This window comes from Streptomyces sp. NPDC030820 (assembly GCF_055572075.1).
On record NZ_JBVIEB010000002.1, the window covers coordinates 410,900 to 433,337 of the forward strand.

Here is a 22,438-nt window from a genome sequence, read left to right on the forward strand (position 1 = left end):
CCGACGGCGACCCGCCCCCGGCAGATCCGGCGTCCGGTCGCCGGTGGGCCGCGCCGCCGGGGCGGACGGCGTGCCCGCCGCCGCTGTGCGGATGGCCGTACCTCCCGCCGGTCCGCGGCCGTGTCAGAAAGCGCCGCCATCGACCCGCGGCTCACCAGCCGGTGATCGGCGGAGTCGTCTGGGAGGGCGGTTCCGTCCACGGGTGCACTCGGGCCGCCCACACGCTGAACGCGACGGCTGCGGCGCAGGCCAGCAGCCACAGCACCCGGCGGACGAACCGCCTGTGCCGCAGCAGGCGCTCGCCGCGGCGCACCGCCTCCGCGCACAGGTCCGGCGGCACCGGTGCCGGGGCCTGTTCCATGATCTGCCGCGCGGCGGCCTCCCGCTGGGACCGGTTCACGACGCCCTCCCGGTACGCCGGGTTCTTGCTGCCAGTGCGCCACCGAGACCGCCCACACGCACCACTCCCCACCCCCTCATGAAGGCGCCACCTCCCTGTCCGCCGTCCGTGGTGCGGGGCGGCTCGGTGGGTGGAGCAGCGTGGCCGTGGCGCGGTCGCAGATGGTGTGGACGCGTTCCCGGGGGAGTCCGAGGAGGGCCGCCGCCTGTTCCTCGGCGACGCCTTCGTAGAGGCGCAGTACCAGGATCAGCCGCTCCTGCGGGGTGAGCGCGGCGAGCGGGCTGCGCGGATCCGGGCGGGTGCGGCCGAACGCGCCGTACTGGTGCCAGGTCGCGCGTGCGAAGCGGGTGGCGAGATGCTGGCGGGCGCAGTCGTACGGGTCCTCGCCGTGCAGTCGGTCCCAGCGCGCGTAGGTGTGCGCGAGCGCGAGCGTCAGCAGGCGTCGCGCGCGCGGGTTGGCATTCGGCGCCTCCGCCGTCAGCAGTGTGGCGGCATGCAGCAGACGTCCGGCCGCACCCGCGACGAACGCCTCGAACTCCCGGGCCCGGCGGGCACCCCGGGACGCCTGCCGATCACGCACCGCGCCTCCCCCTGGAGGGGCCCTGTCCGGTACGGGACAGGTGAACCGCGTACGAACGACACAGGACCCGGTGGTCTCATATGAGGCCACCGGGGGCCCGGGGTCAAGACTTCGACACCGACCGGCGCGTGCCGCGCTGGGCGCCGGTCCTCAGGACGCAGGCGGCTGTTCCGCCGGCGCGGGCCCCTGCACCGTCATCCGCGCGGACAGCGCGCGGTTGAACCGGGTCAGGAGCGTGCAGAACTGCTCGCGCTCCTCCGGCGCCCAGTCCTGCGTCAGCTCGGCCATCAGCTGACGCCGGGAGGAGCGCACCTCCTCCAGCCGGGCGGCCCCGCGCGGGGACAGCTGAAGGACCACCGCCCGCCCGTCCTCGGGGTGCGAGGTGCGCTTGACGAGTCCGGTGTCGACCAGCGGAGCCACCTGCCGGGTGACGGTGGAGGAGTCGATGCCCATGCTCGCGGCGAGCGCCTTGACGCCCATCGGGCCCTCCTTGTCGAGGCGGTTGAGCAGCAGATACGCCGCGCGGTCCATGGAGTTGCGCACCTGCCCGACCCCGCCGAGCCGCGTCTGTTCGGCACGGCGGGCGAACACCGCCACCTCGTGCTGGAGGGTGTCGAGGAGACCGGTGTCACCGACGGTTGTCATGTCCATCGACATTTCAGGTGTTGTGGGCATGGCCGGAGGCTCGCTTCATGAAGGGCTGCTGGTTGGGGGACAGGGTACGCGGCCCGGCGGCGGGCCGTACCGGCGCTGCGCAAACCGGTCTCGGAGCTTGGTCACACCCGTCGTGTACGACCGTGAACTGCGATCCTGTAGTCATGAGCTACGGCACGGCTGACTCCTTGCGTTCCGTCACCCTCGACGATGTGCGCGGAGCGCAGAAGATGCTCTCGGGTGTGGCGCGGGTGACCGCGATGGAGGGCAGCCGGTACCTGTCCCAACTCGTCGGTGCACCGGTGCATCTGAAGTGCGAGAACCTGCAGCGCACCGGTTCGTTCAAGCTGCGCGGCGCCTATGTGCGGATCGCCGGGCTGCTGCCGGAGGAGCGGGCGGCCGGGGTGGTGGCCGCGAGCGCCGGGAACCACGCACAGGGTGTGGCGCTGGCGTCCTCGCTGCTCGGGGTGCACTCCACGGTGTTCATGCCGAAGGGCGCCCCGCTGCCCAAGATCAGCGCGACCGGCGACTACGGCGCCGAGGTGCGCCTGCACGGCCAGGTGGTCGACGAGACGCTGGCCGCCGCCGAGCAGTACGCGGCCGAGACGGGGGCGGTGTTCATCCACCCCTTCGACCACCCGGACGTCATCGCCGGTCAGGGCACGGTCGGCCTGGAGATCCTGGAGCAGTGCCCGGAGGTGCGCACGATCGTCGTCGGTGTCGGTGGTGGCGGGCTCGCGGCCGGGATCGCGGTGGCGGTGAAGGCGATCCGGCCGGACGTCAGGATCGTGGGCGTGCAGGCGGAGGGCGCGGCGGCCTACCCGCCCTCGCTGGCCGCCGGGCATCCGGTGTCGGTGGAGAGCCCGGCGACGATGGCCGACGGCATCAAGGTGGGGCGGCCGGGCCTGGTGCCGTTCGGGATCGTCAGGGACCTGGTCGACGAGGTGCGCACGGTCAGCGAGGACCAGCTGTCGGCCGCGCTGCTGCTGTGCCTGGAGCGGGCCAAGCTGGTCGTGGAGCCGGCCGGGGCGAGCCCGGTCGCGGCGCTGCTGGCCGCGCCGGACACCTTCGAGGGGCCGGTCGTCGCGGTGCTCTCCGGCGGGAACGTGGACCCGGTGCTGATGCAGCGCGTGCTGCGGCACGGCATGGCCGCGCAGGGCCGCTACCTGGCCGTTCGGCTCCGGCTGACGGACCGTCCGGGCGCCCTCGCCACGCTCCTCGGGGTGTTGTCAGTGGTCGACGCTAATGTCCTCGACGTGAGCCACGTACGAACCGACCCCCGGCTCGGGCTCACGGAGGCGGAGGTGGAGCTGCACCTCGAGACGAAGGGCCCGGCGCACTGCGCCGAGGTCGGCCAGGCCCTGCACGACGCCGGTTACACCGTTATCGGCTGAGAATCCCGACTCCGGGCCTGGTAACCGATCGGTCACTCGTTCGAGTCAATCCCCGGTCCAACCCATTGAGGAACGCGATACATCGCGTTATGGTGCTTTCCGAAGTATCCCGGACGACGACCCCGATGACGTGGAGACAGACATGCCAGGCGCCATCCATGCCGAAGGCCTGGTGAAGACCTTCGGCGACGTAAGGGCTCTCGACGGCGTAGACCTGGACGTGCCCGAGGGCACGGTCCTCGGCCTTCTCGGGCCGAACGGCGCCGGCAAGACGACGACCGTCCGCTGCCTGACCACCCTCCTGCGCCCCGACAGCGGCAAGGCGGTCGTCGCGGGCGTGGACGTGCTGAAGGACCCCGACGCCGTACGCCGCTCCATCGGCCTGTCCGGCCAGTTCGCGGCGGTGGACGAGTATCTGACCGGCCGGGAGAACCTGGTGATGGTCGGGCAGCTGTACCAGATGAAGGGCAAAGCGGCGAAGGCGCGCGCGGAGGAGCTGTTGGAGCAGTTCAACCTCGCGGACGCCGCCGACCGCCCCACCAAGACCTACTCCGGCGGCATGCGCCGCCGGCTCGACCTCGCCGCGGCCCTCGTGGTCTCGCCGCCCGTGATGTTCATGGACGAGCCGACCACCGGCCTGGACCCGCGCAACCGCCAGCAGCTCTGGGAGGTCATCAAACAGCTCGTCTCCAGCGGTACGACACTGCTGCTCACCACGCAGTACCTGGAGGAGGCCGACCACCTCGCGCACGACATCGCGGTGGTCGACCACGGCCGGGTCATCGCCCAGGGCACCTCCGACCAGCTCAAGGCCCGCACCGGCGGTGAGCGCGTGGAGGTCGTGGTGCACGAGCGCGAGCACATCGCGAGCGCCACCGAGGTGTTGCGCGGCTTCGGCAAGGGCGAGGTCACGGTCGAGGAGCACACCCGCAAGCTCACGGTCCCGGTGACCGGCGGCGCCAAGCTGCTCGCCGAGATCATCCGCGAGCTGGACACCCGCGGGATCGAGATCGACGACATCGGGCTGCGCCGCCCCACCCTCGACGACGTCTTCCTGTCGCTGACGGGACACGTGGCCGAGGCAGCCGACCAGGCCGACCGGGCCGAGGCGAAGGACAAGGAGACCGTGAAATGAGCGCCGTGAGCGATTCCCTGGTCATCGCCCGCCGGAACCTGATCCGCATGGGCCGGATTCCCGAGATGCTCGTTTTCGGGCTGATCCAGCCCATCATGTTCGTGGTGCTGTTCACCTATGTGTTCGGCGGCTCGATCCAGGTCGGGTCGTCCAACTCCACCCACGCCTACCGTGAGTTCCTGATGGCGGGCATCTTCGCCCAGACGGTCACGTTCGCCACGGCGGGCGCCGGTGCCGGCATCGCCGACGACATGCACAAGGGCCTCATCGACCGCTTCCGCTCGCTGCCGATGGCACGCGGCGCGGTGCTGACCGGGCGCACCCTCGCCGACCTGGTACAGACGGCACTGACCCTGCTCGTCCTCGCGGTCGTCGCCCTCCTGGTCGGCTGGCGCACACACGAGAACTTCGGCAAGGTGCTCGCCGGTTTCGGCCTGCTCCTGCTGCTCGGGTACGCGTTCTCGTGGATCGGCGCGCTCATCGGCCTGTCCGTGCGCACTCCTGAAGCGGCCACCTCGGGAGGCCTGATCTGGCTGTTCCCGCTGACGTTCATCTCGAACGCGTTCGTGGACGCGAACCAGATGCCGGCCTTCCTGCGGCACATCGCGGAGTGGAACCCGTTCAGCGCCACCGTGCAGGCGAGTCGCGAGCTGTTCGGCAACCTTCCCCCGGGCTTCCAGACGTCCGGCGCCTGGCCCATGCAGCACCCCGTGTGGGCCTCACTGATCTGGTCGGTCGTGATCATCCTGGTCTTCCGTACGCTGGCGGTCCGCAAGTACCGCCGGGCGCACGGCTGATGTCCCGGCCGTCCCGCATCGCCCGCTCCGGACGGAGGGGCGATGCGGGACCCGCGCCGCGGTTGGTCATCGGGTTCCCCGACACGCGTCGGACTACGTTCGGGTGAGCACCGCGTACTGCCGGTCGTTGAACACCAGCCTGTACCGGGTGCCCGGGTGCAGACCGTTCGCGTAACCCGTGACGTCCTTGATCGGGGACGACCAACCCGAAGCCAGATCCAGGGCGATGTACTGCGGCACCACGCGCCCGGTGTTGCCGACCCAGTACACCTGGGTGCGGCCCGCGAGATGCGCCATGAGGCCGGTGTTCGCCTCCACGCTCACCCCGGACGGTATGAGCCGTACGGCTTGCGTGCCGGCCTCGGCCCGTGGGCCGCCGTCGAAAGTGCCGGGGTCCAGCAGCCCGCGTACCGGCAGTTGCAGACAGAGCGTGCCGGCGACTGCCGTTGCGGCGGCCACCCCGCCACGCGCATACCCGCGCACCCAGGCCCGCGGCGAGGCCTCGGCGCGGCGGATGCCGTCGATCAGCGCGACGAACACGATCGGCATGAGCACCGCGCTGTAGTGCCAGTCCCGCCCCCAGTAGTTCGGATCGTCGGCCAGGAAACGCCACCCCAGGGTCGGCAGGGCGACCAACACGAGCTGGGACCGCAGCACCAGGAAGGCGGTCACCCCGAGCACCCACAGCAAGGTCTCGGTCTTCGTCCCGATGCCGTCGGTGAGACCGCCCGTTCCGGAACCGTGGCTGACCTTCCCCCAGTAGTCGTAGTCCCCGTTGGTGTTGAACCACGGAATGATCACCGTCATCACCACCGTGGTCGCAGCCGCCCCGAACGCCCCCAGCGCGGCCCCGAGGCGCCGTTCGCCCGCGAGAAGAAGGCACAGGCCGATCGCCGCCACCGTCAGCCCCAGGTCCTCCTTCACCAGCACCAAGGGTGCGCTCCACCACGCCGCGCGGCGCCACCGGCCGAGCACGAGCGACCGCAGAGCCATGGCGAGCAGCGGCATGGCCAGACATATCTCGTGAAAGTCGAAATCGACCGCCTTCTGCACACCCCACGACAGGCCGTACGCGGCCCCCAGCAGAATGCCCTTGGCGCGGCCGAGAACTTCCTCCGCGGTCGCCGAGATCACCGTGGCCGAGCAGGCGAACAGCGCGGCCTGGACGACCAGCAGTGTCACCGGCGTCGGGAAGAGCCGGTAGGCGGGCGCAAGGACCACCAGGCCGGGGCTGAAGTGGTCACCGAGGATATTGAAACCCGGTCCCTTGACCGTGGCTATCGGTGCCTGGAGACGGGCGTAGGAGGACACGACCTGCTCGAAGATCGACAGGTCCCATGAACTGGTGGCGAACCGCTCGAACCTGGCGACGGACAGCACCGTGTAGATCACGAACAGCGTGACGCCGAGCCACAGATGCGGGCATCGGAGCACCTCGGTGACCGAGGCGAGCCGGGTCCTCGCCGCTTTGGCCTGTTCGGTGGCGGCAGCGTTCACGAGCCCGCCGCCGAGGACGAACACCCGGCCGCCGGCAAGCAGGCGAGTGCAGCGGTGGCCGACCGCGCGCGACGCTTCAAGAGAACTCCTCGGTAGTCCAGAAGAAGCTACGCGCCGAGCGGCAGGCTGATCAGGCCGTGAACCAGGCGAACGAGGCGTTCTCGTCGTACGTGTTGGTCGAGGCGTTCGCAGGAGCAGTCGAGATCGTTCATGATCTTTACAGACTTGTACATGGACATGATCATAAAGTCGAGCGTTCAACTGCTGCGGTCGGCCGCCTCTGTGTTGCGGAGGCAAGGGACCCGGCGGTGCAATCAAGTGTGAGGCACTTTGGCGGCAGCGTGTCCGCCGGCCTCCCCGCTCCCGGAACGGGGGCCGGCCGGAAGGGGCTCAAGAGCGACGCCCTGGGCATGTTCTCCTCGGTGGCCATAGGTCTTGGCTCCGCCGGACCGGCGTACAGCCTGGCCGCCACGCTGGGGATCATCGTGGCCGGGGTCGGACTGCAGGCCCCGGTCGTCACCATGCTGGCGTTCATCCCGATGCTGCTGATCGCGTACGCCTTCCGGGAACTCAACAGGGGCAACGCAGACTGCGGGACCACCTTCACCTGGGCCACGCGCACCTTCGGACCGCGCGTCGGCTGGATGGGCGGCTGGGGCCTCATCGTCGCCAACATCATCGTCATGGCGAACCTCGCCGACATCGCCGCCTCCTACGGCTTCCGGCTGCTGGGCCTGAACGGACTGGCGGAGAACCGGCTGTGGACCACCGTTGCGGGCATCGTCTGGATCGCCGTGCTCACCGCGATCTGTTACGTCGGCATCGAGTTCTCGGCGGCTGTCCAGCGCTTGCTGCTGTGCCTGGAAGTGGTGATGCTGATCCTTTTCGCCGTCGCGGCGCTGGTCAGGGTCTACACCGACCCGCCCCCGACGGCGATCCATGTGTCCGCTTCCTGGTTCAACCCGTTCGAGGTGCCCTCGGCCAGGGCCCTGACCTCGGGCGTCCTCGCGGGGGTCTTCATCTACTGGGGCTGGGACACCGCGTTCGCGGTCAATGAGGAAACCATCGACAGCACGCGCATCCCGGGGCGCGCCGCGGTCATGTCCACCGTGCTGCTCCTGATCACGTACGGCCTGGTGTCCACCTCCGCGCAGGCGTTCGCGGGAGTCGGCACCTCGGGCATCGGGCTCGGCAACACGCGTGACTCGGACGATGTGCTCTCCGGACTGGGCGAGGCCGTGTTCGGGAGAAGCGGCACCGGGCTGATCCTGTCGAGACTGCTGATTCTGATGGTGCTGACCTCCGCGCTGGCCTCCGCCGAGACCACCATCCTGCCCCTGTCCAGGACCGTCTTCTCCATGGCGGTCCACAAGGCGGTCCCCTCCCGGCTCGCCCGGATCCACCGCAGGTTTCTCACCCCGACCTGGGGCACGGTCGGCATAGGAGCGGCCTCGATCGCCCTGTTCGCCCTGCTGGCGTCGTCCAGCCGGAACATCCTGGCCGACTCGATCGACTCCGTCGGTCTCGCGATCGCGTTCCAGTACGCGGTGACCGGCTTCGCCTGCGTCTGGTACTACCGCAAGATCCTGAGCCGCAGCACCAAGGACCTGGTCTTCAAGGGCATACTCCCGGCGCTGGGCGGGCTGATCATGATCTCGCTGTTCCTCTACGCCGCCTTCGCCGTCTACGCGAAACCCGGGTACGGCACGACCGCCGTCGACCTGCCGCTGATCGGCAGGACGGGCGGGGTCACCGTCCTGGGCCTGGGCGCCCTGCTGATCGGTCTCCTGCTGATGCCGCTGGTCACCCATGGCCACACCGTGGCCCTCAGACTCCAGCGGAGCCTGCTTCCGCGTCACCTGCCGGCACACACCGCCGTCGACTCGGCGAGCCGCTACCAGCCCGCCGACAGCCGGTCCGGCGTGGGCGGCGACTGGTACGACGTCATTCCCCTGTCGGGAAAACGGGTCGGCCTGGTCGTCGGAGACGTGCTCGGTCACGGCCTGCGTGCCGCGGCCACCATGGGACGCCTGCGCACCGGTGTGCGCGTTCTGGCCCGGCTGGACCTGAGCCCGGACGAGCTCCTGTCCCGCCTGGCCGACCTGGTCGAGCAGACCTCCCACGAGGCCGTGCCCGCCCGAGGCCCGGGCCACCGGAGGCCGCACGTCGACGAGGCCCTGGGCGTGAGCTGCCTGTACGCGGTGTACGACCCCGTTTCGGGGAAGTGCGGTCTCGCGCGGGCGGGGGAGCCGGTGCTGGCGGTCGTCGACCCGCACACGGGCGTCGTCGACTGTCCGGAGCTGCCGAGCGGGCCGCCGCTGGGCATCGGCGGGCCGCCCTACCAGAGCGCGGAACTGGATCTCGCGCCGGGCAGTCTCGTCGCCCTCGGCACGGACGGCCTCCTCCAGGCGGCCGACGACCGTGCCGCCGGGCTCGCGCAGCTGTCCCGCGTCCTGGCCGACGGCCGGGCGTCCCTGGAGACGCTGTGCGACAGGGCGCTGGGCATGCTGCTGCCCGGTCCGGTGGACGTGGACGCGACACTGCTCGTGGTCAGAACCCGCCTGCTCGACCGGAACCAGTTCGTCGAGTGGTCGGTACGCCCGGACCCGGCGGTGGTGGCCACCATCCGCACCGCCGTCACCAAGCAGCTCGGCGACTGGGGGCTGGACGACCTGGCCTTCACCACCGAGCTCGTCGCCAGCGAACTGGTCACCAACGCCATCCGCTACGTCGGCGGTCCGATCCAGGTACGCCTGATCCGGGACCGGACCCTGATCTGCGAGGTCTCCGACACCGGCCACACCGCACCCAATCTGCGGCACGCCGCGAGCGACGAGGAGGGAGGACGGGGGCTGTTCATCATCGCCCAGATGACCCACCAATGGGGCACGCGCTACACCCGCGCCGGCAAGACCATCTGGACCGAGCAGGACCTGCCGCCACCGGTCGGCCGGTAGCGGCACGGCGAAGCCCCCGGCGTCCGGCGGAATCCGGCGGACACCGGGGGCCCGAGGTCACATCGGGTGGGTGGGATCAGCCCGAGTACGGCTCGGCCTTCAGGATCCGCACCGAGGCCTTCTTGCCGTTCGGCAGTTCGTACTCCGCATCCTCGCCGACCTTGTGGCCGATGACGCCGGCGCCCAGCGGGGACTGCGGCGAGTACGTCTCGATGTCGGCGCTGGCGTACTCGCGGGAGGCGAGCAGGAACGTCATCGTGTCGTCCTCGTCACCGTCGAAGGCGATCGTGACGACCATGCCCGGCGCGACGGCACCGTCGGCGGAGGCCGGAGCCTCGCCCACCTTGGCGTTCTCGAGAAGCTGGGTCAGCTGCCGCACACGCAGCTCCTGCTTGCCCTGCTCCTCCTTGGCCGCGTGGTACCCGCCGTTCTCACGCAGGTCGCCCTCCTCGCGCGCGGCCGCGATCTTGGCGGCGATCTCCGTGCGCGCAGGACCAGTAAGGTACTCAAGCTCGTCCTTGAGCTTGTTGTACGCCTCCTGGGTCAGCCAGGTGACGTTCTCGCTGGTCTGGGTCACAGGGTGCTCCTCGTCGGTACTGGGAATACAAAGCATCGCCCTACCCAGAAGAATGTTCCCTCATGGATGGGCGAAACCACGAGCCTAACAATTCAAGGCCGGAAGGGGGAGGACATAAGCCATCAGAATCACATCAACGCAGGTCGGCGTGTACGTATTCCGGGTGAAGCCGGTGAGTGTCCGGCCGGCCCCGGTCAGCCGGTATGGCAGCCGAGCAGCTCGGCCGTGGTCCCCTTCGCCGTCGTACGCAGCGTGACGACCTTGTCGATCCGCGTGGCCGACCCGGTGAAGCGGAAGTCGGCCCGGCCCACCTCGGAGCCGTCCGCCGCCTGGGAGCGCAGGGTGCAGTAGCCCGAGGTACCGGAGTCCTTGTGGACCTCCAGATGCACCTTGACCGCGTTGTCCGTCGCGTCGAAGGCGATCACCTGGGCGCTGATCCTGCTCTCCACGACATAGTGGTAGGCGAAGTATCCGACCAGTGCGAGCAGGGCCGCGCCGAGCACCGCACCGGCGACCTTGAGCTTGCGGTCCGCACGCTCGTCCGAGGAACGGCCGTAGCGGCCCTCGGGCAGCCGCGCGCTCGCCGTACTCATGATCGTCCTCTCGGCCGGAACCGGACCCGGAATTATTCGCCCCCCGATTCCGTCACTATAGAAGCCGCCGATCGCGCCGAGACCACGGGGCGCCGACTTACCGAGGATGAGTCTTGACTGACCAGCTGCGACTGATGGCCGTTCACGCGCACCCCGACGACGAGTCGAGCAAGGGCGCGGCCACCATGGCGAAGTACGTGTCCGAGGGGGTGGACGTGCTGGTGGTGACGTGCACCGGCGGAGAGCGCGGGTCCATCCTCAATCCGAAGCTGCAGGGCGACACGTACATCGAGGAGCACATCCACGAGGTACGCAAGAAGGAGATGGACGAGGCCCGCGAGATTCTCGGGGTCAAGCAGGAGTGGCTCGGCTTCGTCGACTCCGGACTGCCCGAGGGTGACCCGCTGCCGCCGCTGCCCGAGGGCTGCTTCGCCCTGGAGGACGTCGACAAGGCGGCCGGCGAGCTGGTCCGCAAGATCCGCGCCTTCCGCCCGCAGGTGATCACCACCTACGACGAGAACGGCGGCTACCCGCACCCCGACCACATCATGACCCACAAGATCTCCATGGTGGCGTTCGAGGGCGCGGCGGACGCCGAGAAGTACCCGGAGGCCGAGTACGGCCCCGCCTACCAGCCGCAGAAGCTGTACTACAACCAAGGCTTCAACCGCCCCCGCACCGAGGCGCTGCACCAGGCGATGCTCGACCGGGGCCTGGAGTCGCCGTACGGGGAGTGGCTCAAGCGCTGGAAGGAGTTCGAGCGCGTCGAGCGCACGCTGACCACGCACATTCCGTGCGCGGACTTCTTCGAGATCCGCGACAAGGCGCTGATCGCGCACGCCACGCAGATCGACCCCGACGGCGGCTGGTTCAAGGTGCCGATGGAGCTGCAGAAGGAGGTCTGGCCCACGGAGGAGTACGAGCTGGCGAAGTCACTCGTGGACACCTCCCTCCCCGAGGACGACCTCTTCGCGGGCATCCGCGACAATGCCTGACATGAGCGCAAGCGTGAGCCTGGCAGTGACGCACCTCGTCCCCCTCGCCAAGGAGGTCGACGAGAACAAGGTCACCCCCGGCGTCCTCGGCTTCATCGTCTTCGCGGTGATGGCCCTGGCGGTGTGGGGCCTGATGAAGTCGATGAGCAAGCACATGAACAAGGTCGACTTCAAGGAGTTCCCGGACCCCGAGGCCGAGCGGACGGAGAAGGCCGACTCCGCGGCCGAGCGGGGCTGACCCCGGCCGTCAACGCGCCACCGGCACCGCCACCCCCATCACCTCCCGGGCGTGGCGGTCCGGCGTCATGCGCAGCCGCCAGGCCTGCCAGCCGTCCTCCAGGCTGACCCCGCGCTCCAGCAGCATCGCGTACGCCGACGACCTGCTCGTGTCGACGGCCGCCGGCCGCCGGAAGGAGTGGAACGTCCGCCGGGACGGGCGGGTGAGCCTGACCGTGTACGACCCGGCGGACCCCCTGCGGTACGTCGAGGTGCGCGGCACGGCGACGGTCACCGAGGACGTCGGCCGTGAGCTGGCCGTCAGGCTGGCGGAGCAGTACGAGGGTCCCGGCGCCGGCCAGGAGTACCTGGAGCTGCCACCGGAGGTGACGCGTGTGGTGATACGGATCAGCCCCCTGCGGGTCCTGGGCACGCTCACCGGCTGAGTCCGCTCCGAGGGCGGGCGCGGCCCGTCAGCGCCGGGCGGTCCGCCGCCCCTTGCCCACCGCCAGACACACGCACGCTCCCGCCAGCGCGCCCTCCGCCACCGCGCACAGCAGCGCCTCGGCCAGCGGGGCGCCCGTGCCCGCGGTGGTTATGTCGAACCAGGCGTCCAGCACCGCCACCGATGCCGTCGCCGAAGCCGTCAGGCGGGACCTCGGGTCACCACGCAGGCCGAGCAGGGCCGTTGCCGCGCAGCCCGTGGCCATGAGGACGTCGAGGCCGATCCAGGCCAGGGGCCAGTTGTCGACCTCGGTGCTGCCCGGCAGGGTCAGCCCCAGCACCACCGTCCACGGCACCAGCAGGACCGCCGCCGCCCCCAGCAGGACCAGGGGCCACTTCTTCCGCCCGGTCACGCTCGCAGTCATCGTCGCGCTCACATCCTCCCCGCTCGTCATCCCTGACTGCCTCCACCGTAGACCGCAGAGAAAGTTCTGCAAAGAAAACTCGGCAGATGTCGGGGACTTCTCAGGGTTCTCAGGGTTACGGTGGCCGCATGACCGACGGCCTGCCCGAGATGACCAGCCTGGAGCGCACCGCCCTCTACAAGTCCCTCGGCAACCCGCTGCGCCGCCGGATCCTCGAATACCTCGGCCGGCACGGCGAGGCGAACTCCACCGTCCTCGCCCGCGAACTCGGCGAGAGCTCCGGCACCACCAGCTACCACCTGCGCAAACTCGCCGAGCAGCGGCTCATCGAGGAGATCCCGGAGAAGTCCGGCGGGCGGGAGCGGTGGTGGCGCTCGCTGCCGTTCAGCCACACCACACCCGACCCGGCCACGATGACCCCCGAGGAGTACCAGGCCGCCGCCCAGCTCGCCCATCTGAAGATCGAGTTCGACACCGCCCTGTACCGCCGCGCCCACCAGGAGTACCGCGGCCCCGAGGGCTGGGCCCAGGTCCAGCGCCACGGCACCTGGCTGACCAGGGAGGAACTGCTCGCCTTCATGCGGGAGTACCACGCCCTGCTCGACCGCTACGGCCACACCCGCGAGGACGCCCCCGAAGGCGCGCGCCACATGAACCTGCGCTTCTACGCCGTCCCCGAGCCCGTGGGAGAGTGGAACGGTGAACCGACTGGCCCATGAGACGTCCCCGTATCTGCTCCAGCACGCCGACAACCCCGTCGACTGGTGGCCCTGGTCGGCCGAGGCCTTCGACGAGGCCCGCAGGACCAACAGACCCGTTCTGCTGAGCGTCGGGTATTCGAGCTGTCACTGGTGTCACGTCATGGCCCACGAGTCCTTCGAGGACCGGGTCACCGCCGACTACCTCAACGAGCACTTCGTCACCATCAAGGTCGACCGCGAGGAGCGCCCCGACGTCGACGCCGTCTACATGGAGGCGGTGCAGGCCGCCACCGGGCAGGGCGGCTGGCCCATGACCGTCTTCCTCACCCCGGACGCCGAGCCCTTCTACTTCGGGACCTACTTCCCGCCCGCGCCCCGGCACGGCATGCCCTCCTTCCGGCAGGTGCTGGAGGGTGTGCAGCAGGCCTGGAGCACCCGCCGTGACGAGGTCGCGGAGGTCGCCGGGAAGATCGTGCGCGACCTCGCCCAGCGGGAGCTCGTCCGGCAGGGCGACCGCGCACCCGACGAGCAGGAGCTCGCGCAGGCCCTCCTCGGCCTGACCCGCGAGTACGACCCGCAGCGCGGCGGATTCGGCGGGGCGCCCAAGTTCCCGCCGTCCATGGTGCTGGAGTTCCTGCTGCGGCACCACGCCCGGACCGGCGCCGAGGGCGCGCTGCAGATGGCGCAGGACACCTGCGAGCGGATGGCCCGCGGGGGCATCTACGACCAGCTCGGCGGCGGGTTCGCCCGGTACTCCGTCGACCGTGACTGGATCGTGCCGCACTTCGAGAAGATGCTGTACGACAACGCGCTGCTCTGCCGCGTGTACGCCCATCTGTGGCGGGCCACCGGATCGGACCTCGCGCGGCGCGTCGCCCTGGAGACCGCCGACTTCCTCGTACGCGAACTGCGCACCGACGAGGGCGGGTTCGCCTCCGCGCTCGACGCCGACAGCGACGACGGCACGGGCCGGCACGTCGAGGGCGCGTACTACGTGTGGACGCCCGAGCGGCTGCGCGCCGTCCTCGGGGACGCGGACGGCGACCTCGCCGCCCGGTACTTCGGCGTGACCGACGAGGGCACCTTCGAGCACGGGCAGTCCGTCCTCCGACTTCCGCAGAGCAACACCGTCCTCGACGCCGAGAAGATCACCTCCATCAGGGAGCGGCTCCTCGCCGAGCGCGCGCAGCGCCCCGCACCGGGCCGGGACGACAAGGTCGTCGCCGCCTGGAACGGCCTCGCCGTCGCCGCCCTCGCCGAGACCGGCGCCTACTTCGACCGGCCCGACCTGGTCGAGGCCGCCCTGGGCGCCGCCGACCTGCTCGTCCGGGTGCACCTCGACGAGCACGCCCGGCTCGCCCGCACCAGCAAGGACGGCCGCGTCGGCCCCAACGCCGGCGTGCTGGAGGACTACGCCGACGTCGCCGAGGGCTTCCTCGCGCTCGCGTCCGTGACGGGCGAGGGCGTCTGGCTGGATTTCGCCGGACTGCTCCTCGACCATGTGCTCGCCCGCTTCACCGACCCCGGGACCGGCGCGCTGTTCGACACCGCGTCCGACGCCGAGCGGCTCATCCGCCGGCCCCAGGACCCCACCGACAACGCCACCCCGTCGGGCTGGACCGCGGCGGCCGGTGCCCTGCTGGGCTATGCCGCGCACACCGGCTCCGAGCCGCACCGGACCGCCGCCGAGCGGGCGTTGGGGGTCGTGAAGACCCTGGGTCCGCGCGTGCCCCGGTTCATCGGCTGGGGGCTCGCCGTCGCCGAGGCCCTCCTCGACGGACCCAAGGAGATCGCCGTCGTCGGACCGGGACCCGACCTCACGGACGAGCGGACAACGGCCCTGCACCGTACGGCACTTCTGGGCACCGCCCCGGGCGCCGTCGTAGCCGTCGGCACTGCGGACAGTGACGAGTTCCCGCTCCTCGCCGACCGGCCCCTGCAGCAAGGTGAACCGACCGCGTACGTCTGCCGTAACTTCACCTGTGACGCGCCGACGACCGATCCGGAACGCCTCCGCGCGTCCCTGACCAGGCGTTGAGCCTTCGGAATCCCAGGTACCGGAAGGCGTGAACTGTCCGAAAGAGAGTACGTGTTCGGATAGGTCCCACTACTCATACCACCGTTCCGAAACAAGCTATTTATCGGAAGAGCTCCCTCACTTCACAGATCCCCCCTACTCTCTCCACAGCGAGTCGACGGACGGTCACTCACCGTCGCCCGCACAGGGGGAATTCAGGGATCTGGGGGGATCTTTTTGCTCACGTCTGTCTTCATCGCCGCCGTCTCACTGGCCCTGTTCTGGATGGCGGCCTTCACTCTGTGGTGGCAGATGCACGCGTGGCGCACGCCCGAGGTGCTGGCCTCCACCCGGTTCGGCAGACCGGACGGCGACGAACACCTGTCGTTCTCACTGCTGTTGCCCGCCCGGCACGAACAGGCGGTGCTGGACCACACCATCCAGCGGCTGCTGGAATCCACGCACACCGACTTCGAGATCATCGTGATCGTCGGTCACGACGACCCGGAGACCACCGAGGTGGCCGAGAAGGCCGCCGCACGGGACGCGCGCGTCCGCGTCGTCGTCGACACCCACGAGAAGAAGAACAAGCCGAAGGCCATGAACACGGCGCTGCCGCACTGCCGCGGTGACGTCGTCGGGGTCTTCGACGCCGAGGACCAGGTCCATCCGGAGCTGCTCGCCCACGTCGACCACGCCTTCCGGACGACCGGGGCGGACGTCGTCCAGGGCGGCGTACAGCTCATCAACTTCCACTCCAGCTGGTACAGCCTGCGTAACTGCCTGGAGTACTTCTTCTGGTTCCGCTCCCGGCTGCATCTGCACGCGCAGAAGGGGTTCATCCCGCTCGGCGGGAACACCGTCTTCGTACGGACCGGCGTCCTCAGGGAAGCGGACGGCTGGGACCCCAACTGCCTCGCCGAGGACTGCGACCTGGGCGTACGCCTCTCCAGCGTCGGCAAGAAGGTCGTCGTCGCCTACGACTCCGACATGGTGACCAGGGAGGAGACCCCGGGTTCCCTCATGTCGCTGCTCAAGCAGCGCACCCGCTGGAACCAGGGCTTCCTGCAGGTGTACCGGAAGAAGGACTGGCAGCAACTGCCCGGATTCGGCCAGCGGTTGCTCGCCCGGTACACCCTGATGACCCCGTTCATGCAGGCCTTCTCCGGCGTGATCATCCCGCTCAACGCGGCCGTCGCACTCTTCCTCGACGTGCCCGTCGGCGTCGCCTTCCTCACCTTCCTGCCGCTGGTCACCGCCGCCGTCACCTTCGTCTTCGAGGTGGTCGGGCTGCACGACTTCGGCAAGCAGTACGGCCTGAAGGTCCGCCTCGTCCACTACGTGAAGCTCATCGTGGGCGGCCCCTTCTACCAGGTCCTCCTCGCCGGAGCCGCGATCCGTGCCGTCTGGCGCGAGCAACGCGGCCGCAACGACTGGGAGTTGACCACACACGTCGGCGCACACCTCACCGCGGCCGAGCCCATCCGAGAGGACGTCCCTGCGTGACCTCCACACTTCCCGCGGTGACCGCAGCGAAGGTCCCCGCGCAGCGCCCACCTGTGCCGGAAGGCCGTACGACCACCCGCACAGACCCGCCGACACGGCTCCGCTCCTCCCGCCCCGACCTGCTGCTGTGCGGTGTCCTGCTCGCGGTGATCGTCCTCGTCCAGGGCTGGAACATCACCGCCTATCCGACGCTCAGCGACGACGAGGGCACCTACCTCGCCCAGGCCTGGGCCGTCCAGCAGGGCCGGGGCCTCGCCCACTACACCTACTGGTACGACCACCCGCCGCTCGGCTGGATCCAGATAGCCCTGCTCAGCTGGATCCCCTCGGCGATCAGCCCCGGCTCGATGACCGTCGGCACCATGCGGCTCACCATGCTGCTGGTCAGCGGCGTCAGCGCGGTCCTCGTCTACGTCCTCGGCCGCCGGCTCTCGCTGCCCCGCTGGGCCGCCGGACTCGGCATGGCCCTGTTCGGGCTCTCCCCGCTCGCGGTCGTGCTCAGCCGGGAGATCTTCCTCGACAACATCGCCGTGATGTGGCTGCTGCTGGCCTTCTGCCTCGCCGCCTCGCCCAGCCGGCATCTCTGGCACCACTTCGGCGCGGGCCTCGCCGCCGCCGCGTGCGTGCTCACCAAGGAGACGATGCTCGTCGTCCTGCCCGCCCTGTTCGTCACCATGTGGCGGCACAGCCACCGCGACACCCGCAAGTTCGCCCTCACCGGAGCCGTCACCGGCTGCGCCCTGATCGGCTTCTCCTATCCCCTGTTCGCCCTGCTCAAGGGCGAGCTGTTCCCGGGCGCCGGGCACGTCTCCCTGTGGGACGGCATCACCTACCAGATGTCGAGGCCCGGTTCCGGATTCATCCTGGACCGCTCCTCCGGTTCGTACGGCGTCCTGCACTCCTGGCTGTACTACGACCGCGTGCTGCCCCTCGGCGGCCTCGCCGGAGCCCTGCTCCTGCTGCTCACCTGGCGCTGGTCGGTCACCGCCCGGGCCCTCGCCGGACCGGCCCTCACGGTCGCCGTCCTCGCCGCGGTGGCCCTGCGCCCGAACGGCTATCTGCCCGCCATGTACGTCATCGGCGCGCTGCCCTTCCTCGCCCTGGTCCTCGCCGGCGGCGCCGCCTCCGTCGCCCACGCGGTCCTCAGCAGGTGGCGCAAGGAGGGCGAGAAGCGCCACCTCACCGGCGGCCGGTACGCGCTCGCCGCCGTCCTGGCCCTCGCCGCCGGCGCCTACGTCGTACCGCACTGGTACGACGGCGACCGCACCGCCGTCACCGCCGACGCCAACAAGCCCTACCGGCAGGCCTCCCACTGGCTCAGCACCGAGGTGGCGGACCCGAAGGACACCCGTGTGCTCGTCGACGACGCCCTCTGGCTGGACCTCGTGCACGCCGGATACCGGCCCGGGCTCGGCGCCATCTGGTTCTACAAGGCCGACCTCGACCCGGCCGTCACCAAGACCATGCCGCACGGCTGGCGGGACATCGACTACGTCGTCGCCTCGCCGACCGTCCGCCGCGACGCCAAGGACCTGCCCAATGTGCGGGCCGCGATCCGGCACTCCACGCCGGTCGCCACCTTCGGCACCGGACCCGACCGCATCGAGATCCGGCGGATCCAGGCCGTGGGAGGCGCGCGATGAGCGAGTACACCGCCCCGGCACAGGGGCTCGACGCCGTGGAAGTCCCCGAGCCCGGCGCCGTCACCATCGTCGTACCGACCTTCAACGAGTCCGCGAACATCCGGCAGTTGCTGCACCGGATCACCGAGTCGGTGCCCCCGCGGCTGCCCTGCGAGGTCCTCTTCGTGGACGACTCCACCGACGACACCCCCGAGGTCATCCGCGAGGCCGCCAAGGACTGCCCGTTCCCGGTGGCCGTACTGCACCGCGAGGAACCCGTCGGCGGGCTCGGCGGGGCGGTCGTCGAGGGGCTGAAGGCGGCGACCTCCGAGTGGATCGTCGTCATGGACGGCGACTGCCAGCACCCGCCGTCCCTGGTACCGGATCTGGTGGCCACCGGCGAGCGGGCGAACGCCGGGCTCGTCGTCGCCTCCCGGTACATCGAGGGCGGCAGCCGGGCCGGGCTCGCCGGCGGCTACCGGGTGGCCGTCTCGCGCGGCGCGACCTGGCTCGCCAAGGCGCTCTTCCCGCGCAGACTGCGCGGCATCAGCGACCCGATGAGCGGTTTCTTCGCCATCCGCCGCAGCGCGGTCACCGCCGACGTCCTCAAGCCCCTCGGCTACAAGATCCTGCTGGAGCTGGCCGTGCGCAGCCGCCCGCGCCGGGTCGCCGAGGTGCCGTTCGTCTTCCAGGACCGGTTCGCCGGCGAGTCCAAGTCCACCGCCCAGGAGGGCCTGCGCTTCCTGCACCACCTGGCGGGCCTGCGCACCGCCTCCCCGGTCGCCCGCATGGTCGGCTTCGGACTGATCGGCGCGAGCGGATTCGCGCCGAACCTCCTCGGGCTGTGGGCACTGACCGCCCTCGGGATGCACTACCTGCCCGCCGAGATCCTCGCCAACCAGCTCGGAGTCGCCTGGAACTTCCTGCTCATCGAGCAGCTGCTGTTCCGCGACCGGCGCGCACACCGCCGCTGGTGGGACCGGCTCGGCCGGTTCGCGCTGCTCGCCAACGCCGACCTGGTGCTGCGCATCCCGCTGATCGCCCTGCTCGTCGGCCGGTTCGGCATGGGCGCCCTGCCCGCCACCGCGCTCGCGCTGGTCATGACGTTCGTCCTGCGCTTCGTCGGCACCGAGGCGCTGGTCTACCTCCCCCGTCGGCGGGGGAGCCGAGCAAGGAGAGCCGTGTGAGTACGACGACGTATCGCGGACGCCGCAGACGGACCGCGCTGGCCGGGGTGGGCGCCCTGACCGCCGGTCTGCTGCTGACCGCGCCCCAGCCGGCGGAGGCCGCCAACCTGATCAAGAACCCCGGCTTCGAGACCGCCGGTACGGACGGTATGCCGTACTGCTGGGAGAAGTCGGGCTGGGGCGACAACGACTTCAGCTTCGAGACGACCTCGGACGCGCACTCCGGGACCAAGGCCATGAAGGTCACGCTGACCCGCCGGGTCTCCGGCGACCGCAAGGCGCTGATCACCGAGTCGACGGACTGCGCACCGGGGGTGAGCGCCGGCAAGCAGTACGACCTGGGACTCTGGTACAAGACCACGACCCCCGACGCCAACATCACCCTCTTCCGGCACGACACCACCGCCGGCTGGCAGTACTGGACCGACCTCAAGACCCTCGACATGGCCTCCGCCTGGACCCAGGCCACGGTCCGCACCCCCGAGGTCCCGGCCGGCACCGACCGCATCACCTGGGGCGTCTCCGTCTACGGCACCGGCTCGGCTACCACCGACGACTACACCATGGACCAGGTCCCGGACCCGCTCCCGCCGGCCCAGTGCACCGGCACCAGCGACCAGTGCGCCAACGGCAGTTGGTCGGTGCTGCCGACGCAGAACCCGGTTCGCTCCATGCACTCCGTCGTGCTCGACAACGGCAAGGTGCTGCTGATCGCCGGCTCCGGCAACAGCGAGGAGAACTTCAACGCGGGCACGTTCACCTCGGCGGTGTACGACCCGGCGAACGGCACGTACAAGGTCATCCCGACGCCGAAGGACATGTTCTGCGCGGGGCACGTCCAGCTGCAGGACGGCCGGGTGCTGGTGCTGAGCGGCAACAAGGCGTACCCGGTCGTGGGCGGGCACGGCTACGAGGGGTTCAAGGACTCGTACATCTTCGACCCGAAGACCGAGACCTACACCAAGACCAACGACCTCAACGACGGCCACTGGTACCCGTCGGCGACCGAGCTCGGCAACGGTGACGTCATATCCTTCGGCGGGCTCCGCGAGGACTCCACCGGCTCGGTGACCGCGGAGAAGTTCAGTTACGCGCAGAACCAGTGGCTGCCGCTGTGGCAGGTCAACCAGACCTGGTCGTACTGGGGCCTGTACCCGGCGATGATCCTGATGCAGGACGGCCGCCTCTTCTACACGGGCAGCCACGTCTTCGGCAACAACATCCCCGGCACGGGCTCGGCGATCTACGACTACGGCGCCAACACGATCACCCAGATCCCGGGACTGCAGAACAAGGACGAGCGCGACCAGTCGGCGAGCGTGCTGCTGCCGCCCGCGCAGGATCAGCGGGTGCTGACGATCGGCGGCGGCAACATCGACTCCAACCCGGACGCGAACCGCCTGACCGACCTGATCGACCTCAAGCAGGCGAACCCGTCCTACATCGCCGGGCCGCCGATCCCACAGGGCACGGTCGACCTGGGCGGCGGGCCCCAGCCGGAGACCGGCAACCAGGGCAAGATGTACGTCTCCGCGGTGCTGCTGCCCGACGGCAAGGTGCTGGAGACCGGCGGCGCCCTGCACAACCGGGCCAACCCGGTGTACGAGTCCTCGATCTACGACCCCGGCAGCAACACCTTCGACCCCGTGGCCGCCGACCCCGAGTCCCGCGGCTACCACTCCTCGGCGTTCCTGCTGCCCGACGGCCGCGTGATGGCGACGGGCGACAACCCGGGCAACGGCACCTGGAACCACAACGTGTCGATCTACACCCCGCCGTATCTCTACAAGGGCACGCGTCCGACGATCACCTCGGTGATCAACCAGGAGTGGAAGTACGGCGACACCCAGCGGATCACGGTCGACCGCCCCATCGCCAAGGCGGAGTTGATCCGCCCGGCGGCGGTCACGCACTCCTCCGACCCGAACCAGCGGTTCGTGGATCTCCCCCTGTCGATGGACGGCAACAACGTGGACCTGAACGTCACGAACAACCCGAACATCGCCCCGCCCGGCTGGTACATGCTCTTCGCGGTCGACGCGGGCGGGGTGCCCTCGGTGGCCCAGTGGGTCCATCTGACGGGCCCGGCGGCCCTCAGCGCCGCCTCCCCGCACATCCACGCCTTCGCCGACTCCCTCACCGGCAAGGTGTCGGGCCCCGGCAAGAGGAAGACCGCACAGCCGGTCAGCCCGACCATCTCCGGCTGCGACCGGCACTACGGCTCGGCCAACGTGTGCGTGCCGACGGTGTTCCCGCCGGAGGTGAAGAAGACGGCGGCGGCTCGGTGCGCTTGGCTTCGCCAGAACCACTACGGCCGGCTGAAGGTCAACGGCGCCGACGATCCCCTGGGCCTGGACCGGAACCGGGACGGGGTGGCGTGCGGGAAGGGGGACGTCAGGCGCCGTTGAGGATCATTGCTCCGAGGGTGAGCTGAGCGGCCCACTGCACGAACACGGCCCAGAGCCTGGCGTACATCCACCGGCCTCTGGGCCACACCAGTGCCACCAGACCGGCGAACACCGCCAGCCCGAAGGCGTCGTAGAGGGCGTAGCCGGGGATCGTCGAACACTGCTCGCCGTACTCCAGGCACCTCGAGCCGCGCTCACCGGAGAGCACGACGATCCAGGACAGGGCGACGATCGGCAGGAGCGAGAGCAGTCCGGCGACGGCCCAGCCGGTGATGAACCGGTCCTTCTGCTGCGGGGTCGGCGTCACGTGCTGCTCGGTCGTGGTGTTCATGA

The 22,438-nt window shown here is 70.1% G+C and carries 22 protein-coding genes; 13 read left to right on the top strand and 9 right to left on the bottom strand.

Features of this window, described 5'->3' with window-relative positions; genetic code table 11:
- Positions 1-151 precede the first annotated feature (151 nt).
- The 3 genes from ACZ418_RS06470 to ACZ418_RS06480 form a co-directional block, all read right to left on the bottom strand.
- Positions 152-400, bottom strand: a complete 249-nt coding sequence (locus ACZ418_RS06470; protein ID WP_468357807.1) for a hypothetical protein — start codon at positions 398-400, stop codon at positions 152-154.
- Between the two features lie 76 nt (positions 401-476).
- Entirely contained in the window at positions 477-980 is a 504-nt protein-coding gene (locus ACZ418_RS06475) for a sigma factor-like helix-turn-helix DNA-binding protein (RefSeq protein ID WP_468357810.1), read from the bottom strand.
- 150 nt (positions 981-1,130) lie between these two features.
- Positions 1,131-1,637: a MarR family winged helix-turn-helix transcriptional regulator gene (locus tag ACZ418_RS06480; protein WP_450981782.1), complete on the bottom strand. Its 507-nt coding sequence runs from the start codon at positions 1,635-1,637 to the stop codon at positions 1,131-1,133.
- 161 nt (positions 1,638-1,798) lie between these two features.
- Between ACZ418_RS06480 and ilvA the strand changes: the two genes are divergently transcribed.
- From ilvA to ACZ418_RS06495, 3 genes are all read left to right on the top strand, one after another.
- Positions 1,799-3,028, top strand: a complete 1,230-nt coding sequence (ilvA, locus tag ACZ418_RS06485; RefSeq protein ID WP_468357813.1) for a threonine ammonia-lyase — start codon at positions 1,799-1,801, stop codon at positions 3,026-3,028.
- Between the two features lie 142 nt (positions 3,029-3,170).
- Positions 3,171-4,163: an ATP-binding cassette domain-containing protein gene (locus ACZ418_RS06490; protein WP_468357816.1), complete on the top strand. Its 993-nt coding sequence runs from the start codon at positions 3,171-3,173 to the stop codon at positions 4,161-4,163.
- Positions 4,160-4,960: an ABC transporter permease gene (locus ACZ418_RS06495; protein WP_468357819.1), complete on the top strand. Its 801-nt coding sequence runs from the start codon at positions 4,160-4,162 to the stop codon at positions 4,958-4,960. The genes ACZ418_RS06490 and ACZ418_RS06495 overlap by 4 nt, the downstream gene beginning before the upstream one ends.
- A 93-nt stretch (positions 4,961-5,053) precedes the next feature.
- Here ACZ418_RS06495 and ACZ418_RS06500 read toward each other — a convergent pair whose 3' ends face one another.
- Together ACZ418_RS06500 and ACZ418_RS06505 are read right to left on the bottom strand one after the other, a co-directional pair.
- Positions 5,054-6,457 carry a DUF2079 domain-containing protein gene (locus ACZ418_RS06500; protein ID WP_468357822.1) on the bottom strand — a complete coding sequence of 468 codons (1,404 nt, stop codon included), beginning with the start codon at positions 6,455-6,457 and terminating at the stop codon, positions 5,054-5,056.
- Positions 6,458-6,564: 107 nt separating this feature from the next.
- The gene (locus ACZ418_RS06505) at positions 6,565-6,690 is read right to left on the bottom strand and encodes a hypothetical protein (RefSeq protein ID WP_468357825.1); all 126 of its coding nucleotides are present in this window, start codon (positions 6,688-6,690) and stop codon (positions 6,565-6,567) included.
- 177 nt (positions 6,691-6,867) lie between these two features.
- Between ACZ418_RS06505 and ACZ418_RS06510 the strand changes: the two genes are divergently transcribed.
- A complete protein-coding gene (locus tag ACZ418_RS06510; protein WP_468358892.1) occupies positions 6,868-9,414 on the top strand; it encodes an amino acid permease in 2,547 nt (848 codons plus the stop codon).
- Between the two features lie 76 nt (positions 9,415-9,490).
- Here the strand turns inward: ACZ418_RS06510 and greA are convergent, their stop codons facing one another.
- Both greA and ACZ418_RS06520 read right to left on the bottom strand, forming a co-directional pair.
- Positions 9,491-9,991: a transcription elongation factor GreA gene (greA, locus tag ACZ418_RS06515; RefSeq protein ID WP_351798939.1), complete on the bottom strand. Its 501-nt coding sequence runs from the start codon at positions 9,989-9,991 to the stop codon at positions 9,491-9,493.
- A 194-nt stretch (positions 9,992-10,185) separates the two neighbouring features.
- On the bottom strand, positions 10,186-10,584 hold the full coding sequence (locus tag ACZ418_RS06520) for a DUF4307 domain-containing protein (RefSeq protein ID WP_450981660.1): 399 nt from the start codon (positions 10,582-10,584) through the stop codon (positions 10,186-10,188).
- Positions 10,585-10,697: 113 nt separating this feature from the next.
- Here ACZ418_RS06520 and mca point away from each other — a divergent pair, with 113 nt between their 5' ends.
- From mca to ACZ418_RS06535, 3 genes are all read left to right on the top strand, one after another.
- Positions 10,698-11,579, top strand: coding sequence for a mycothiol conjugate amidase Mca (gene mca / locus ACZ418_RS06525; protein ID WP_468357829.1), 882 nt, complete (start codon positions 10,698-10,700; stop codon positions 11,577-11,579).
- Positions 11,572-11,817, top strand: a complete 246-nt coding sequence (locus tag ACZ418_RS06530) for a hypothetical protein (protein WP_468357832.1) — start codon at positions 11,572-11,574, stop codon at positions 11,815-11,817. The genes mca and ACZ418_RS06530 overlap by 8 nt, the downstream gene beginning before the upstream one ends.
- Before the next feature lie 124 nt (positions 11,818-11,941).
- Positions 11,942-12,241, top strand: a complete 300-nt coding sequence (locus ACZ418_RS06535) for a TIGR03618 family F420-dependent PPOX class oxidoreductase (RefSeq protein WP_468358895.1) — start codon at positions 11,942-11,944, stop codon at positions 12,239-12,241.
- 27 nt (positions 12,242-12,268) lie between these two features.
- On the opposite strand, the gene ACZ418_RS06540 is transcribed toward ACZ418_RS06535, so the two are convergent.
- On the bottom strand, positions 12,269-12,664 hold the full coding sequence (locus ACZ418_RS06540; RefSeq protein WP_468357835.1) for a hypothetical protein: 396 nt from the start codon (positions 12,662-12,664) through the stop codon (positions 12,269-12,271).
- A gap of 128 nt (positions 12,665-12,792) precedes the next feature.
- On the opposite strand from ACZ418_RS06540, the gene ACZ418_RS06545 reads away from it, so the two are divergent.
- From ACZ418_RS06545 to ACZ418_RS06570, 6 genes are all read left to right on the top strand, one after another.
- The gene (locus tag ACZ418_RS06545; protein WP_468357838.1) at positions 12,793-13,383 is read left to right on the top strand and encodes a helix-turn-helix domain-containing protein; all 591 of its coding nucleotides are present in this window, start codon (positions 12,793-12,795) and stop codon (positions 13,381-13,383) included.
- Positions 13,364-15,403 (top strand): thioredoxin domain-containing protein, encoded by a 2,040-nt coding sequence (locus ACZ418_RS06550; RefSeq protein ID WP_468357841.1) that lies wholly within the window; start codon positions 13,364-13,366, stop codon positions 15,401-15,403. The genes ACZ418_RS06545 and ACZ418_RS06550 overlap by 20 nt, the downstream gene beginning before the upstream one ends.
- Before the next feature lie 216 nt (positions 15,404-15,619).
- Positions 15,620-16,888 carry a glycosyltransferase gene (locus ACZ418_RS06555; protein ID WP_468357844.1) on the top strand — a complete coding sequence of 423 codons (1,269 nt, stop codon included), beginning with the start codon at positions 15,620-15,622 and terminating at the stop codon, positions 16,886-16,888.
- A complete protein-coding gene (locus tag ACZ418_RS06560) occupies positions 16,885-18,531 on the top strand; it encodes an ArnT family glycosyltransferase (RefSeq protein WP_468357847.1) in 1,647 nt (548 codons plus the stop codon). Before ACZ418_RS06555 ends, ACZ418_RS06560 begins: the two co-directional genes overlap by 4 nt.
- The gene (locus ACZ418_RS06565) at positions 18,528-19,697 is read left to right on the top strand and encodes a glycosyltransferase (RefSeq protein ID WP_468357850.1); all 1,170 of its coding nucleotides are present in this window, start codon (positions 18,528-18,530) and stop codon (positions 19,695-19,697) included. Before ACZ418_RS06560 ends, ACZ418_RS06565 begins: the two co-directional genes overlap by 4 nt.
- On the top strand, positions 19,694-22,105 hold the full coding sequence (locus tag ACZ418_RS06570; protein WP_468357853.1) for a galactose oxidase-like domain-containing protein: 2,412 nt from the start codon (positions 19,694-19,696) through the stop codon (positions 22,103-22,105). The genes ACZ418_RS06565 and ACZ418_RS06570 overlap by 4 nt, the downstream gene beginning before the upstream one ends.
- Here the strand turns inward: ACZ418_RS06570 and ACZ418_RS06575 are convergent.
- Positions 22,092-22,436 carry a hypothetical protein gene (locus tag ACZ418_RS06575; RefSeq protein WP_468357856.1) on the bottom strand — a complete coding sequence of 115 codons (345 nt, stop codon included), beginning with the start codon at positions 22,434-22,436 and terminating at the stop codon, positions 22,092-22,094. The genes ACZ418_RS06570 and ACZ418_RS06575 overlap by 14 nt on opposite strands.
- Positions 22,437-22,438: the final 2 nt, after the last annotated feature.